Here is a 16,658-nt window from a genome sequence, read left to right on the forward strand (position 1 = left end):
GTTATTCGTCCTCCTTCAGTTCTTTAACTCCGTCTCCTGCCTTGCATACATAAAAGCTGGCTTCCAGCCCTGTGCGGGTCTGATAAGCTTCGCCGACTTCCTTCACAAAACGTTCAACATCGTCCTCATGAACCAACGAAACCGTACACCCTCCAAATCCAGCTCCCGTCATACGAGCACCCAACGTGCCAGGAATGCGTCGGGCTTCTTCAACCATGACGTCCAGCTCCGTGCAGCTGACCTCATACAAATCGCGTAATGAATCATGAGAAGCATTCATTAACTGACCAAAAGCTGCAAGTTCATTCGCCGCGAGAGCATCGACAGAGGCCAATACACGAGCGTTTTCCTCCACCACATGCTGTGCCCGCCGACGCACTGTTTCGTCCGTGATGTGGTGCTGAAGCTCTCCGAAACGCGTCTCATCCAGCTGAGCGAGGTATTCCAGTGACGGCTCCTGCTGCTGCAAAATGGACAGTGCTTCGGCACATTGGCTACGACGCTCGTTATAGGCCGAGTCCACCAAACCGCGACGCTTATTTGTATTGCCGATCACCAACTTATAATCTCCCGTACGGAATGGAACTTTGCGGTAATCCAACGTATCGCACATCAGTAGAATTGCATGATCAGCTGCTCCGTTCGCTACAGCGAACTGGTCCATAATGCCGCAATTGACACCAACGTAATTGTTTTCTGCTCGCTGGGACAACAAAGCGATTTCGACCGTATCTGTTTTCTGTTTTTCAATAGTGAGGAACGCGTATCCTGTAACAACCTCAATGGAGGCTGAAGAGGATAATCCAGCACCGTTCGGTATTTCTCCGTGATAGAGCAGGTCATATCCCTTAGACGGATAAACTCCCTTATCAGCTAGCTCTACCAACACGCCCACCGGATAGTCCACCCACTCATCCGTTTTGTTTTTACCTATTTCTCCGCGGGAGATAGATACTTCATACGACAGGTTTGTCGAAGCAAAATGAATCTTATCATCATTACGCGCACGAAGGATCAGCGTCGTTCCAAATTCCAGCGCAGCCGGGAGTACATAACCACCATTATAGTCGATATGCTCTCCAATCAGATTGACACGTCCAGGTGCATGAAATATCCGCAGTTCATTGCTGCTTTCGCCATATTTTTTAATAAAATGTTTCTTTAATTCAGTAGAGTTCATATCCGCATCCACCTCGTATACCGTTAGTAAAGGCCACCTGATTTCCCTGTAACATCTTAATCAGGTTGACATCTCTTATGATTTCAGTATAAATGAAAGCGTCACACAATGTAATGCATCCATGTGTTTAAGCTATGGATAAATGTGACTTGGATATGTACAATGTAAGTATACCGCATACGCTAAACTATTCACAAATGCAGGAAGGATGACCCTATTTTGCAAGCGCATTCATATAGTTATGCTGTCGCCTCTAATCCAGTGTTTTATGAAAATAGCCCACTGCATGTGCTTTTTGCAGGAGAGAGCCAAACCAAATCCGGTCATGCCGTAGGGCCGAAAATCTATGATTACTATCTGCTCCACTTTGTAGAATCGGGCAAAGGCATCTTCCGAACGGAACAGCACACATATCAGCTTGAAGAAAACGATTTTTTCCTTATCCATCCTGGTCAGCTGGTGAGCTATATCTCTGATGAAGAGGAACCGTGGCGTTATCGTTGGTCTGCGTTTACCGGACACCATACTGAGCAGGTGGTGCAAGGGGCAGGGTTGCGTGTTCACCAGCCTGTCTTCCATGCTTCCGGTCAAAGTCCCATCCCCGGTTATTTGAAACAAATGCAATTGGCCTTTTATAGCAGAAAATCTAGTTCTCATTTATCAGCCTTGGGCTATTTGTATCTGATTATGGGGGAAGCAGGCAATTACCTGAGCGACTGGACTGATCCGTCCGGGGCGGATTCGCAAATTCAACGTACAGTCAAGCAGATGGTGCAATATATGTCCACTCAGTACGCACATCCCGTTTCCATTGAGCAAATGTCTGAAGGACTTGGCTATAATCGTGCGTATTTGTCACGGATATTCAAAAAGGAAACGGGCATCTCCCCCGTCACCTATCTGCTTAAGCTAAGAATTGACAAATCACGTCAACTGCTGCGTGAGCGTCCTGAACTATCGGTAGAGCAAGTGGCCGCTTCGGTCGGACTAACTGATGCCTTATATTTCTCACGTCAATTCAAGCGCTTCTGTGGTCAGTCTCCAACCGAGTACCGAAGCAAGGTTAAGCAGTATCCACAGTCGTAAAACAGACTTAAACAGCCCGCATCCTTCAAACGGATACGGGCTGTTAATTTATATTGTATAAGAGAACACGAAATTAGGCCGATGACTACAAATTAACTTTCGCCATTAGGCTGTGCCGCCGTCCTGTCAGTTCCCGGCATTCAGAATCGAATCAATCCGATCCAGTTCCTCCTGAGAAAAGTCCAGATTGGATAAGGTAGCAACATTTTCTTCAATTTGGCTTACACGGCTTGCCCCAATCAAGACAGAGGTCAGACGTTCGCCGCGCAGAGCCCAGGCCAGCGAGAATTGAGCCAAACTTTGTCCGCGTGCAGCAGCCATCTGATTCAGGGCGCGTACCTTGCGAAGTGTCTCTGGCGTCACATGGTTCTCATTCAGGAAAACCGATGTACTCGCTGCACGTGAATCCTCAGGAATTCCGTTCAAATATTTATTGGTCAGCAATCCCTGCGCCAGCGGGCAAAAGGCAATGCTGCCTACCCCGTTTTCGTCCAGTACATCTTGTAATCCATTTTCAATCCAGCGGTCAAGCAAGGAGTATTTCGGCTGATGAATCAGAAGCGGTGTTCCCAGTTCCTTCAGAATGCGAGCTGCTTCCGCTGTTTGCTCCGCACTATAATTGGACACACCCACATACAGCGCTTTGCCAGAACGTACGATATGATCCAGTGCTCCCATCGTTTCTTCCAGCGGCGTATCAGGATCAAATCGGTGAGAGTAGAATATATCGACATAGTCCAGCCCCATCCGCTTCAGGCTCTGATCCAGACTAGATATCATATACTTGCGAGATCCCCAGTCTCCATAAGGCCCTGCCCACATATTGTAGCCCGCTTTGGTGGAGATGACCAACTCATCCCGGTACGGTTTCATATCACTGGCTAAAACTTGTCCAAAAAATTCCTCAGCTGATCCCGCAGGAGGGCCATAGTTATTAGCTAAATCAAAATGCGTAATTCCCAGATCAAAGGAGCGGGTAATCATGCTACGGCCATTCTCCGCGTTGTTAATCCCGCCAAAATTGTGCCACAAGCCCAGCGAAATAGCGGGCAGTTTTAGACCTGATCTCCCTGTACGGTTATATTTCATACTTTCATAACGATCTTCGCCAGCTAAATAAACCATGCTATCCCAGCCTCTCTCGAAACATTGTAATGTCCATCACAACATCATCATAGCGCTTTTATCCAGGCGTTGACAAGAAAACGATTACAAACCTAATTGATGAGCAAGTTTTTCCATAACTTTACCGATTGGATCAGTGATTAAAAGATCCGCCTTATGATCATACGAGGTCGGATCTGTATTCAACAGCGCCGTATGTTTACCACGAAAATAAGTAATCAAGCCCGCAGCGGGATGTACTGTCAGCGACGTTCCTCCAATTAACAGCAGATCAGCCTGCGAAATAGCCTGAACGGATTGAATAATGGTATCCTGATTCAGCTCCTCCTCATATAAAACGACATCCGGTTTGATAATTCCTCCATCTATCGGACATTTGGGTACAACCTCAGAGCTGTTCATCACTTCATCTAGACTGTAAAAGCGTCCACATTCCATACAGTGGTTGCGATGTACCGAGCCATGAAGTTCTAGTACATTCACACTACCTGCAGCCTGATGTAAACCGTCAATATTTTGGGTCACAACCGCTTTTAGACGGCCTTGTTTTTCCAATGACGCGAGGAAATGATGACAACCGTTCGGCTCAGCATCGGGATGCAGCATTTTGCTGCGATAGAAGTCGAAGAACACCTCAGGATGCTTCACAAAAAATGAACGGCTCAGCATAACCTCAGGGGAATAAGGCAATTTCTCCTCACTTTGATACAGGCCTGCTGCCGAACGAAAATCCGGAATACCGCTTTCCGTCGATGTGCCTGCTCCGCCGAAAAAAACAACATTCTGCGATTGCTGTATCCATTCCGCCAACGTATTCACTTTCATACTCTACGCACCTCCAGTTCTTCATATCCACGAACAACCTTATCCGCATCCAGTAAATGACCAGAACGTTCTGCTTCTGGCGCAAATCCAATAGCGAGCCGCACTCCGGCACGTTTGCCCATCTGCATATCCCCATTGCTGTCTCCGATGACTACCACGTCCGCCGGCGACAGTCCTAGTAACGCGCAGGCTTTTTCAGCCATTTCCGGGTCAGGCTTACCGTATGTAACCCTATCATGTCCGATAATCTCGTCAAAATAAGATGTCAGCCCCATCCACTCCAAATGCTCCTGTGCAGCCTCGGTACTGTCAGAGGTCACAACTGCCAGCTTCAACCCGGCATGGCGGCTTTGCTCAAGCAACGTCCGCAATCCTGGAAACACCTTCGCTGCCCGATGTCGCCGAATATCAGCCATCGCCGTTTTATTAAAGTCGCGGACAAGCCGCACAGCCTCATTCCACGGTACACCAGCAGTATAAAGCTGCCAAGCCAGTACCCCTGTACTTTCGTCCACCGTCCCCATGGCCAGCGGGCCAGAAGGATCGTAACCGATCACACGCCCCTCCTGATCGTGAACAGTACCTAGAACGGTACCTTTTTCCACCGTAAAACCGGCACCCGCCACGGCAAGATGCTGCTCCATCATATCCAGTATAGAACGAGCCCAGGGGCCCCACAACTGAATAAAATCCAGCAACGTTCCATCTTTATCCAATAGAATACCACGGCATGGGTACCGCTCCCCCTGCACGATCAGCTCAGACATGCAGCATACCTCCTTTACTGATTCTTAGGAGCCACATCCACACTTTCTTTCATCCAGTCCTGTAAAGCCGTTACCGTCTGATTCCATTGCTCGACAGCGCTAATTTTTGCAGGATTATCCCCTTTTTGGGCACCATAACTGCCGAATTGAGCATGATTACCCCCTTCGACTGTAAAATACAGCGTGTTGGCTGGTAAATAAGTTCTACCACTTTGGACATTTTCCATCTGGACGACTCCATCATCACTTCCCAGTAGAGAAATAACAGGCAGATTTTTATCCTTTAAATTTCCTTTGTTATCCGGGTAGGAGGCAAGGAAAAATACACCTTTGACCTGATCAGGATGCGCAGCTGCATATCGGGCCGCCATTACTCCACCTAACGAATGACCTCCAATAACAAACGCTTCTTTCGGATATGCCTTTAGCACTTCATTCGCTAGATCCGGGGAGATCAATGCAAGGTTGAGTGGCATTTTTGCAATAATCACATGATGACCCTTTTCCGCCAGACGGCGTGCCAAAGGCGCATAGCTTTCGGGCTTCACCAACGCCCCTGGATACAAAATGACTCCAGCTCCGCTTCTTTTTACAGGCTCAAAACCAACCCAATGTTCTTGTTCATTTACTTTCACAGCATCCGCTACTTCGGCTAATGCAGCCGCCGCCGTCTCGTCAGGCTGATAAGGCGTAAATACCTTCCATGCTCCCCACCCTGCTATCAGTGCAATAATAATCAGGATGCCTAAGAGAACTTTCCATATTCTCCGAGGACCACGTGTCCCATATGAATTGTATGATCTTCTTGTTCTTCTTCTCATTGTAAAAGTTCCTTTCGTCTTTCGTACCTCGTAATTCGTAATTTGAATATAAAATGTGCCGCTGTATTCTCAGCGTAACTATAGCCTTGTTAGGGTAACATCGTTGCACACACAGGGTCAAATCAGCATACATTTCCAGATATTAGCCCGTCTTTGTCCGGTGTTCAAGCTTTCGCCACACAATAAGGTTATGATAACGCTTACCATTGTGAATAAAATCACAATGGTAAAGTCCAGAGTATCGTACCTTGTTCCTTGTAAAGAATTATTTTTTAAATAGTTTATTCGGCAGAAGCCGCTCGGAGGGAAACACATGACGACAAGCCATGATGTACAAGGGGAAAGCTTCTTTCTCAATTTGCGATTTCTGTTGATCATATGCGTATTTGCAGGAAATGCTCTGGAGCCTCTAGTCGGTTCATTTCATATTGCTCAACAATGGTTCAGCTGGATATTCATGTTTCATATGCCGTTGTTTGTACTCGTTACAGGCTACTTTGCCCAAACATCTTTGACCGGATCTGCAGGCCGAAAAGTTCTGCTTCAGATTGGTATGCAATATCTTATTTTTCAATCGCTCTATTCGATCTTGGATGTTGCGCTCTTCCACGTTCCCCATATCCATCATTCGTTCTTTGCTCCTTATTTGCTACTCTGGTTCCTTGCCAGCCATATCTGTTGGAGACTGCTAATGCTGTCTTTTCAAAAAATACCACCTGTCCTCCAATTGGGTATATCCGTGCTGCTCGGTATCCTCGTCGGGTATCTCCCTGTGGATGGTATATGGCTGAGCGTATGCAGAACCTTTGTTTATTTGCCTTACTTTATAGCAGGTTATCATTTGAATTATGCGGACGTTCGGCGGTTTTTCACAGCTCCAGTCCGCATAATCGCTGGCTTTATATCTCTTCTGCTTATGGTACTGGCGGGAACGTCGTATTTCGACATCCCGGCAGGCTGGCTGTATGGCAATATGACTTACGGTGAATTGGGCCATACCGAATGGTACGCAGGAATTTACCGCATCGGCATTTATGGAGTTCAATGGATAGCATCCATGGCGTTCCTAAGCTTTGTTCCAGCTGTCACAGGACGTATAACCGAGATGGGAAGACGGACACTATATGTCTTTTTACTGCATGGCTTGATCGTCCGTACCGTCGTTGCGAAGGGAGTCTACGAATATATAGACACTCCAGTGGAAGTCATGTTGATTGTAGTGTGTGCTGCTGGTCTGTGCTGTATGTTGACCATGCCTTGGGTTCGAACTGCAACACGACCTCTGATTGAGCCACAGGTAGAGTGGATGCTAAAGCCAGCTCCTTATCCCTTTAGACGGTCCGCGTAATTTTTTTATCCATTTTTTATTTAACATTGAACACGCCACAACCCACTTACAGACCAACATGTAAGCGAGTCTACCCCCTCTTTACTCCACTTGGAGCCTGTTTCATACAGGCGTGACGTGGTAAGTAAAGGATGCGCGCAACAAAAAACAACTTTTTTATTAAGGAGTGATTTGTAATGGCACGTAATCAAAATCAGGGGAAAATGAGTCGCGAAGAGGCAGGTCGTATGGGTGGAGAAGCTACTTCCAAGAAGCACAATAAGGAATTTTATCAGGAGATTGGTAAAAAAGGCGGGGAAGCAACCGCAAACTCTCACGATAAAGAATTTTATCAGGAAATCGGCAAAAAGGGCGGCGATGCTACAGCTGAGTCGCACGACAAAAATTTCTACAGAGACATCGGTCGTAAAGGTGGCAGAAATTAAGGTGTAATGTCCTCTTCCGCCCTCCTTTAACATATTAACAAGCTGAGCCCATCTGCTTTATTGCGGTATGGGCTCTTTCATATTTTCCCTGGTACACAAACCTATCAGTATAGATATTTCTAATAGATTCAAATTAAAACCTCTTCTAAATGCAATATATAGAGAAATAAAACTGCTCATGTCTATATATTGTTGATTACAGAACACTTCTTGTATTTTTTCAATATCTTCATATATGTAGAAAAAAGCTCACATCTATGATAGACTCTTTAGAAAACATCTGCGCTATCACGGCGTCCATTGAACGCCATACTATTTTTATACTTTGGGGGGAAACCAGCATCATGACAGCTAAGACGAAAATGCGTTCCGATATGATTAAAAAAGGCTTTGATCGCGCTCCTCACCGCAGCTTGCTGCGCGCAGCGGGTGTCAAGGAAGAAGATTTTGACAAACCGTTTATTGCGGTATGTAACTCGTATATTGATATCGTACCGGGCCACGTCCATTTGCAGGAGTTTGGCAAAATTGTCAAGCAAGCCATTCGTGACGCAGGCGGTGTACCTTTCGAGTTTAACACCATCGGTGTAGACGACGGCATTGCCATGGGCCACATCGGTATGCGTTATTCTCTGCCCAGTCGCGAAATTATAGCTGACTCTCTGGAAACTGTCGTGTCCGCTCACTGGTTTGACGGCATGGTTTGTATTCCTAACTGTGATAAAATTACCCCTGGCATGATGATGGGCGCATTGCGCGTTAACATTCCAACTATTTTCGTCAGCGGCGGTCCTATGAAAGCTGGTAAAGACAAGAACGGACGCTCTATTTCCCTGACCTCCGTCTTCGAAGGCGTAGGTGCATATCAGGCTGGTAAAATCGACGATCAAAGCTTGCTTGAATTAGAACAATATGGCTGTCCGACATGTGGCTCCTGTTCAGGGATGTTCACAGCGAATTCCATGAACTGTCTCGCAGAAGCAATGGGTCTGGCTATGCCGGGTAACGGCACCATTCTCGCAGTAGCAGAAGAACGTAAAGAATTCGTTAAACAATCTGCACGCCAATTGATGGAACTGATTAAGCTGGATCTTAAACCACGTGATATCGTGACTAAAGAAGCTATTGATAATGCATTTGCATTGGATATGGCAATGGGCGGTTCCACAAATACAGTATTGCATACATTGGCACTTGCTCATGAAGCAGAAGTTGACTACCCTATCGAACGTATTAATGAAGTCGCAAACCGCGTACCTCATTTGTCCAAATTGGCACCTGCTTCCGACTATCATATTGAGGACGTTCATAATGCAGGCGGCGTAAGCGCAGTACTGAATGAATTGTTGAAGAAACCGGGCGCACTACATGGAGACTGTATTACTGTAACCGGAAAAACCATTCGTGAAAACGTAGAGGGTCAGGAAATTCTGGATACTAACGTCATCCACAAACTGGACAACCCTTATTCCGAACGTGGCGGTCTGGCTGTATTATTCGGTAATCTGGCACCGCAAGGCTCCATCATTAAAGTCGGTGCAGTTGATCCTTCGGTTGGTGGTTATCACAAAGGTCCTGCTATCTGCTTTGATTCACAGGAAGATGCACTGGCAGGTATCGCCAACGGTAAAATTAATGAAGGACACGTGGTTGTTATTCGTTATGAAGGTCCAAAGGGCGGACCCGGTATGCCTGAAATGCTCGCTCCAACTTCACAAATCGTGGGCATGGGGCTTGGTGCCAAGGTGGGTCTGATTACAGACGGACGCTTCTCAGGTGCTTCCCGTGGTATCTCCATCGGTCATATTTCCCCCGAAGCTGCAGAAGGCGGACCTATCGCTTTTGTTGAGGACGGCGATATCATCGAGCTGGACTTGAACAATCGTAAGATTGAGCTCCAGATTACGGACGAAGAATTCGAACGTCGTCGCGCCAACTGGAAAGGCTTTGAGCCGAAGGTGAAAACGGGTTACCTGGCGCGTTATTCCAAGCTGGTGACGAACGCAAGTAACGGCGGAATTATGAAAATCTAAATGCTTTGCCAAGATAGTACTTTATGAGCGGCTAAAAAGGCCTCTCGATCCCTAACAAGGGATCGAGAGGCCTTTTTTATTAGGTCATTAGGTTAGCCTATTCAGTCATTTCGCTGTTGAGTATATGGACATCATCTCTCTGAGCTGTTTGCTCAAGAGCTTCGTCTGAGCAGTGTGAGTCTGCCTGATGATAACGGTCAAACAAGGTATCCATTGGCATCACAATCAGTTTCGGTACCATTACATCTTTTTTTTCACTCAATTGCTCCGAACCCGAAGGATGGATAATACGAAATAACAGCTTTAGATATACAGTGGATACATGCTTGAACAGTCCTTTGGGAAGCTCCCGAACTTGAAATCCTAACTTCTCTGGTCCCCGATGAATCATACTAACTGCATAGATCGCCTTTACACCCTTCATTTCAGAATCATGTACAATGCGTTGGGCCAGATCAGGAAGTTGTTTTTTTACAATCCGAATTAATTGAATAGCTAGATGTACCATCGACTTTGCCGTCGAACCCAATTGAAACAACTTTTTATTATCAAAATGAAGCTCGATTACCGGGTCCCCTTTTTCTAGCCACCTGCTGTTCTCCATATTTACATTTGGCCCATGATAGATACGGCGACGATAATAAAAGATCGTATCCTCCTTGCTTACGGGACGAAGACGAAACAAAACATGGAATAGCCGCTCATACTGGAGCCATCCACATACCAGCGTTCTTTTTGACCAGCTCGTACTGGACATCTCAGAGGCAGTAGGTTGATTGACAGACTGACGGCAAAACAATGTATCTACCCGTACGCTGCGTAATTGTCGTTCTTGGGCGACCCTCAGCAGCTTCTCCAGTGCGATTAGCATATTCTGGGGCGCTTCCACGTCTGCCCCCAATGTCGTGCCACAGTCATGGAGCAGCATCACCTCGCCACCCCTCAGCTTTTTAAGCATTCTCTCCGCTAATTGTTTCGCTCCAATGCTTGCCTTCCAGTCCCCGAACATGGAGGACCATAATACGATTCGACGACCATGGGTGTTGGAAATATCAAAAAAGTTCACTATCCCCCAAGGTGGGCGATAAAAGGTCGTTCCCTCACCAGTTACTCGACGAATGACTGACTCTGTCTGGGCAATTTGTCTTCTGACCGTAACAGGCCGCATAAGCCAATTCGATTTGTGCACATAATTATGAATACCGATTAGATGACCTTCATCATGCATGCGTTTCAGAAGCTCAGGGTGTTTTTCTGCATTTATCCCAACAACAAAAAAAGTAGCTTTGGCATCAAAACGCTTCAGTAAATCAAGCAGCTGTGATGTATACACTGGATCAGGGCCATCATCAAAGGTGAGCGCATATTCTTGCTCACTTTTGCCGCGCCTGAACACCCGGAAACCAAATATACGACTAACCAGCGCCGGAATAAAAGCATAAAAAGTTGAAATGTAAAACATCCATAACAGCAAAGTCTGCACGTTTTATCCCCACTTTTCTATTCTGAACTCCCCAAGCAGGCTTCCTGAGAAAAACTCACTTACTTATATGTTATCACAATGACGTAAACATGCCGAGATTTCGCTATTGCATATGGTCAGCATTGAGGTCCAATTTAGTGTACAATAAATAAAAATCTAAAAGGAGTCGTTGTATACATATGCTTCCATTGTACAAAAAATATTGGCGTACCGTTTTTGATATCGGTTTGATCGTATTAACCGTGTATTTAATTATGTTCGTATCCAGCAAACTGTATCAACTAGCCGCACCTGTGTTTCTTTCGTTCGTCGTGTTCTGGTGTATTGAACCTGCTGCCCGTTATTTTCATCGGAAAGGAATGAAAAAGCCTTTTGCCTCCGCACTCTCCGTATTGCTGTTTATCATCCTTTTACTTGCTATTTTTTTCGGATTGGGTCTGATTCTGGTTACGCAATTTACGAAAGTCGCGCAAAACCTCCCACAGTATACTCAGATTATCCAAGCGGAATTCACGCGGTATCTTCATCTTTCTCAAGATAAAATCGCTGCTTTACCTCCGGGTGTTACCGAACGTGTGAATGAATATTTTGCGACTGCCACCACCATTGCTACGAAATGGGCACAGCTAGGCTTATCCTTTTTCATACAGTTCCTCAGTTCTTTCACTGTTTTTATGGGCAACTTTGCCATTGCAATCATTTTAGCGTTCTTTTTAAGTATGGAAATTAATCTTTGGAAGGGCATTGCCCGTAGTAAAACACCCAAGACACTAAAAACGGCTTACCTTTTTCTAAAAAATCACGTACTTAAAGCCATCTCCGCATTCCTCAAGGCTCAAGCTTTACTGGTAGGGATTACCTTTGTTCTCGTATTTATAGGTTTACTCATTTTGCAACTGGATAATGCCCTCTCATTGGCGCTCGTGGCAGCTTTGTTTGATATCCTGCCCTTGTTGGGTGTACCTGTTATTTTTATTCCGTGGGCAGTGTATCTGTTCATCACAGGCAATACCGGCCTGGCAGTAGGCCTGCTTATTGTCATGGCTGTCACGGTGATCGTCCGCCAGCTGGCAGAGCCTAAAATCACTGGTAATTCCATCGGTGTTTCATCTGCCTATCTGATGCTTTCCTTTGCCATTATATCGTTGTCCATCTTTGGACTAGCCGGCTTAATCCTGTCACCCATTCTGATCATTTTGCTCAAGGAATTGTGGCAGCAAGGCTATCTACAGAAATGGATTCGGTTTCCGACAGAGGAATTTGACGAGCCTCCGTTTATCGTAAAAATCCAGGAGGAGGATCGTGAAGCTACTCGTGGTACTCAAGAGGATTGAGCTAACAGATCCATCACTTGACCAAACAGTGCTGTAGCTTGATTTGTAGAATCTGTTGAAGCATTTTGCACAAGGACGGCGACCGCATAACGAGGGCGCTCTATCGGACCATAACCTATAAACCACTGGTGATTTATAGGTTGACCGTTCTTCAAAGCTTGGGCCGTACCTGATTTGCCGGCCAGATTCCATGATTTATTACGCAACGAGGCACCAGTCCCCTGTGTCACAACCTTTTCCATTGCTTCACGAAGCGTGCGAGCCGTCGATGTATGAATCAAGCGGCTACCCTCAGGTGAAGGTGCAGCGTGAGTAGGTAGTTCCAGTAAGGTGCTACCATCTGCATAACTGATGCGTTTGACGAGGCGTGGTGCATGTACTTGACCATCATGCAGCAAGGTGACGATGAGATTGGCAGCTTGGAGAGGCGTCACCAGCACATCACGTTGGCCGATAGCTGTCTGTACACGTACGCCCGGATCAGATGCATTCGTAAGGGAGCCGAATACGGCTCCCTTTTCTTCGTGATCTAGCGGTCTGAATTGAGGCAGCCCTGCAAGATTTTGCTCCTGCCAGCCCACAGTTCGGCTCAATCCCAGTGCAGAGGCTGTGGCCTGAATTTGCCCAGGAGTAAGCCGTTCGCCGAGATGAGCGAACACACTATTACAGGACACGGCAAGCCCTTCCTCCAGGTTAAGGGTACCGTGTCCTTCTTTTTTCCAGCAAGCCAAACCGTACTTGCCATAAGTTCCATGACAATGGAATTGTTCCTGTGATTGGACAACACCTGATTCAAGTGCAGCAGCAGCCGTAACCAGCTTAAAAATGGAACCGGGCGTTATCGCCTTGAGGGCACGATTAGACCAGTCTGTTTTTTGCTGCGGATCAACATGTCCGGGATTATAAAAAGGACGAGACACCATCGCCAGTACGTCCGCGTTGCCTGCATCGAGCACTACCACCGCCCCTTCTGCCAAATGACTAGATTCCGTCAGCTTTTCAATCTGTTCCTGTATAGGTAGATCAATTGTAGTCTGCACTTGTAAAGGATAGTGACCATTGGATGGAGCACTGACACGCAGCGGTACATGAGTCAATGGACGACGCTGTGCATCTACAAATCGGGAGACGAACGTTTCACCGATGCCGCTCAGCAACGGCTCCAGCGTTCTTTCCAGCCCGGCGGCCCCCATAGGCAGTTCACTCGCTCGGTCGGCACGTTCATACAAAAAGCCAAGCCATTGCCTGCCATTGGGCAAATCCCTGTAACGTTTCGCATAAGGTACAAGCTCGATAAGCGAAGGGGCTAACTTCAGCAGCTTGCCTGCTTCGTGCGGATTGATTTGTACGGGCTCTCCGCGCCCATCTCGCCATATGAGCGGGGATTGCAGCCCTTTCCATCGTGTCAGTAGTTGCTTCTTATTCGTACGCAGTAGCTCGGCCAGTTCTTCGCCATGTAAAGCCGCTTTGCCATCTACATCGGGAAAAAGTACTGGCGTCCATACTACTCCGCCAGTCAAGGGTCGCCCATGCCGGTCCGTAAACTGTCCACGTCCAGAGTCGATAGAAATGCCCTCCTGTCGCTGACGTGCTGACATTTCCTTAAGCGAATGCCCCCCATAAACGGACATATGAATGCCCGCTGTCCCCTGAAGCCAAGCCAGTCGGAATAATAAAATCAGCAGTAGCGCCATCACCCCCAAGGCCATATATGCAATTCGACGTTTTCGTATGAAACTGCTACCACGCCTCGGCACACCCATCCTTCTTTCATCTTTTTTCCAGTAGTATGTCCTGTAGTTGAAAAAGAAAACCCACTCAACTTTTAACGTTGAATGGGTTAACCACGGAGATCAGTGACAATCCTGATTCCCATGGTTTAGTTATATCTACACCGTAAACCGCGAAAGCTGTTCCTTCAAGTTTACTGATACTCCTTCCAGCTTATCCGACAAACCTACCAGTTGATTACCAATATTGGCCTGTTCAGTGCTGAGTGAAGCGACTTCCTGTGAAGTGGCCGAGGATTGCTCAGCTACCGCGCTTACATTGGTCATTGCCTCGGACAATGTGGTCTGTGATTCACTCAGATGATGAATGGAGGCGGTGACCGTTCCCAACCGAAGCGCGAACTCTCCCATTTGCTGCTGCACCGATTGGAAAATGTCCGTTGTTTCCTGCACGGCTCCCATCTGCTCCCGGAACAGCGGGTACACCTCAGATAATGCCTGTACCGTTTCATTCATCTCATTGACGATGTTATTAGTAATACCCGTAGCTGTGCGAATAGCTTGACGTGATTGTTCAGCCAACTGCCGAACCTCATTAGCTACCACCATAAAACCACGCCCAGCCGTCCCCGCTCGTGCTGCTTCAATCGTCGCATTCAGTGATAGAATATTCGTTTGTTTAGCAATATCCTGTAATACGTCCAGCACCTTAAAGACATCGGAAGTTGTCTTCTTCAGTTCATCTACTTTGCCTACCAGAGCATGCGTAGTTTCTTCCGTAACCTTAGTCTTGCTCAATAGAGTTTTCAGTTGAACTGTCCCTTGTTCACTGGATTGTTCAACTTCTTGTGCGACCAGACTCATTTCATGATTGGAAGCCATAACCGTATCCATTTGCTGAGATATATTCCCGGTTAGTCCGCTGCCACGTTCGGCCTCTGTTGCCAAACTGGCGGCGCCATGAGCAATTTCTTCCGTTGCTGCTGCTATTTCTTTGGCTGAAATGGCCGTCTTCTTCGAGGCATCGCCTAGTTCCGTCGCTGTTTTCAGAACCTCCTGAGCTGAGGCATTCGTCTGCTCTACCAGCAATGTAATTTGCTCCATCATGATATCAAAGCTTTCTGACAACTGCCCAATTTCATCCTGAGCCTTATAGTTCGTTCGAATTTGCAAGTTACCTTTGGCGCCTTCGACCATTAAATCCTTCAGGTGTGTCAACGGACGAGCCACGAGGCGCACGATCCACAGGCCAATGAACAATGCAATGAGTGCAGCCACTGCAGCAAATATCCAGGTCGTGGTTAGAATCCCCTTAGCGTCTCTCACCAGCTCAGATACAGGTACTACACCCACGAGAATCCATTTGGAAGTTCCCAGCGTATTATGAACCGTAAGCACATTCTGCTCTTTGCCATCTGCAACCTGCTCCATAATTTGATTTCCTTCAATTCCTTCAAGCTTGGAAACGTAATCCAGCTTTGTCTTTCCTCCTGCCAAGCTCTCATTGTTAGAACCTACAAACTCACCCTTGTCTGTCACAAGGCTAATCATACTGCCTGAGCCCAAATTAACACCTTTCAACTCGTCCTCCACCGCACTGGACTTTAAATCCATAACCAGAACGTAAGTCCCTCCCAATCCAGACATACTGTTCATGGAGCGTGCTAGGCGAAAGGTCTTGCTGCCATTGTCATTCACCTGCGTAGGTAACCAAACCATTCCCTTGTTTTTCAAAATATCCTTAAACCATGCTTCCTGCCGTACATCTTTTTGTGTTCCGGTGCCCATAGCAGCAAACTTGGTTTCTTCCGGGTACAAGTACAATGAATCAATCGCTTTATTCGTAAAAGCAATATTCGTTAATTTCTTGTTTACTTCGCCCATAGCAACAAAAGATGCAAAGGGATTTTTATCTTGCTTTACAGCCTTTTGCAACTGATCACTTAATTCAGTATCGAAAAATACCTGTGTCGATGTGTCTTGAAAGCGCTCTAGAATAATGTCAAGCTTTTCTGAAGTTTGCTGAACGGTCTGCTGATAAGCCGTAGCTGCATTTTGCTCAATCGTACTTTTAGCCTTGTAGTATGAGAGCATTCCCAAGCTGACCACAAATAACATAATTGCCGCAAAAAAGATCAGAAACAACTTCATTCCAACCGAACGTATCGGATTATAGTTTTTGACCAAATGCATGAAATCTTTACTGTACCTTTCTGGCTTAAGTAAACGCTTTAAATTGTGTGTACCCTTACGAATCGCCTTAGCTAACCAGGGCGCAACCTTCGAAGACACCGCAACCATTTGTTCCCCTTTATTCGTTGCTTTACTGCCTTTCAAACCCTGCATTTGATCCGTTTTTTTGGGTTGCTTTTTTGCTGTATTCCCCTCTTTTTTCCGTAAACCCATTTCTCTCACCTACCACCATATAATTAGTTTCTAATTCCACGTCATCCATTATGTATCTATTATCTATATAACTTCTATCGGAACTATTCGACAAG

At 46.4% G+C, this 16,658-nt stretch carries 13 protein-coding genes; 5 read left to right on the forward strand and 8 right to left on the reverse strand.

Going from position 1 to position 16,658, the window contains the following annotated elements; all coding sequences use genetic code 11:
- Position 1: 1 nt before the first annotated feature.
- Complete coding sequence (locus MKX46_RS08545; RefSeq protein ID WP_341071153.1) at positions 2–1,180, reverse strand: galactokinase; 1,179 nt, start codon at positions 1,178–1,180, stop codon at positions 2–4.
- Positions 1,181–1,399: 219 nt separating this feature from the next.
- Here MKX46_RS08545 and MKX46_RS08550 point away from each other — a divergent pair, with 219 nt between their 5' ends.
- Positions 1,400–2,266 carry an AraC family transcriptional regulator gene (locus MKX46_RS08550; protein WP_340956531.1) on the forward strand — a complete coding sequence of 289 codons (867 nt, stop codon included), beginning with the start codon at positions 1,400–1,402 and terminating at the stop codon, positions 2,264–2,266.
- A gap of 126 nt (positions 2,267–2,392) precedes the next feature.
- Here MKX46_RS08550 and mgrA read toward each other — a convergent pair whose 3' ends face one another.
- The 4 genes from mgrA to MKX46_RS08570 all read right to left on the reverse strand — a co-directional run bounded on the left by mgrA (position 2,393) and on the right by MKX46_RS08570 (position 5,804).
- Positions 2,393–3,391, reverse strand: coding sequence for an L-glyceraldehyde 3-phosphate reductase (mgrA, locus tag MKX46_RS08555; protein ID WP_039272878.1), 999 nt, complete (start codon positions 3,389–3,391; stop codon positions 2,393–2,395).
- An 84-nt stretch (positions 3,392–3,475) separates the two neighbouring features.
- Positions 3,476–4,216: an NAD-dependent protein deacylase gene (locus MKX46_RS08560; protein ID WP_341071154.1), complete on the reverse strand. Its 741-nt coding sequence runs from the start codon at positions 4,214–4,216 to the stop codon at positions 3,476–3,478.
- On the reverse strand, positions 4,213–4,983 hold the full coding sequence (locus MKX46_RS08565; protein WP_039272874.1) for an HAD family hydrolase: 771 nt from the start codon (positions 4,981–4,983) through the stop codon (positions 4,213–4,215). The genes MKX46_RS08560 and MKX46_RS08565 overlap by 4 nt, the downstream gene beginning before the upstream one ends.
- 14 nt (positions 4,984–4,997) lie before the next feature.
- On the reverse strand, positions 4,998–5,804 hold the full coding sequence (locus MKX46_RS08570) for an alpha/beta fold hydrolase (protein ID WP_039272872.1): 807 nt from the start codon (positions 5,802–5,804) through the stop codon (positions 4,998–5,000).
- 313 nt (positions 5,805–6,117) lie between these two features.
- Here MKX46_RS08570 and MKX46_RS08575 point away from each other — a divergent pair, with 313 nt between their 5' ends.
- The 3 genes from MKX46_RS08575 (at position 6,118) to ilvD (ending at position 9,610) form a co-directional block, all read left to right on the forward strand.
- A complete protein-coding gene (locus MKX46_RS08575; protein ID WP_341071155.1) occupies positions 6,118–7,152 on the forward strand; it encodes an acyltransferase family protein in 1,035 nt (344 codons plus the stop codon).
- Positions 7,153–7,328: 176 nt separating this feature from the next.
- Positions 7,329–7,577, forward strand: a complete 249-nt coding sequence (locus MKX46_RS08580; RefSeq protein ID WP_023989894.1) for a KGG domain-containing protein — start codon at positions 7,329–7,331, stop codon at positions 7,575–7,577.
- 344 nt (positions 7,578–7,921) lie between these two features.
- The gene (ilvD, locus tag MKX46_RS08585; protein WP_039272868.1) at positions 7,922–9,610 is read left to right on the forward strand and encodes a dihydroxy-acid dehydratase; all 1,689 of its coding nucleotides are present in this window, start codon (positions 7,922–7,924) and stop codon (positions 9,608–9,610) included.
- A 97-nt stretch (positions 9,611–9,707) separates the two neighbouring features.
- Here ilvD and MKX46_RS08590 read toward each other — a convergent pair whose 3' ends face one another.
- Complete coding sequence (locus tag MKX46_RS08590; protein ID WP_341071156.1) at positions 9,708–11,093, reverse strand: polysaccharide deacetylase family protein; 1,386 nt, start codon at positions 11,091–11,093, stop codon at positions 9,708–9,710.
- A 179-nt stretch (positions 11,094–11,272) separates the two neighbouring features.
- On the opposite strand from MKX46_RS08590, the gene MKX46_RS08595 reads away from it, so the two are divergent.
- Positions 11,273–12,427, forward strand: a complete 1,155-nt coding sequence (locus MKX46_RS08595; RefSeq protein ID WP_341071157.1) for an AI-2E family transporter — start codon at positions 11,273–11,275, stop codon at positions 12,425–12,427.
- Here the strand turns inward: MKX46_RS08595 and MKX46_RS08600 are convergent.
- Positions 12,415–14,190 carry a peptidoglycan D,D-transpeptidase FtsI family protein gene (locus tag MKX46_RS08600; RefSeq protein WP_341071158.1) on the reverse strand — a complete coding sequence of 592 codons (1,776 nt, stop codon included), beginning with the start codon at positions 14,188–14,190 and terminating at the stop codon, positions 12,415–12,417. The genes MKX46_RS08595 and MKX46_RS08600 overlap by 13 nt on opposite strands.
- Positions 14,191–14,316: 126 nt before the next feature.
- Positions 14,317–16,563: a methyl-accepting chemotaxis protein gene (locus tag MKX46_RS08605; RefSeq protein WP_341071159.1), complete on the reverse strand. Its 2,247-nt coding sequence runs from the start codon at positions 16,561–16,563 to the stop codon at positions 14,317–14,319.
- Between the last annotated feature and the right edge of the window lie 95 nt (positions 16,564–16,658).

This window comes from Paenibacillus sp. FSL P4-0113 (assembly GCF_038009305.1).
In the GTDB taxonomy this organism is placed as follows: domain Bacteria; phylum Bacillota; class Bacilli; order Paenibacillales; family Paenibacillaceae; genus Paenibacillus; species Paenibacillus polymyxa_D.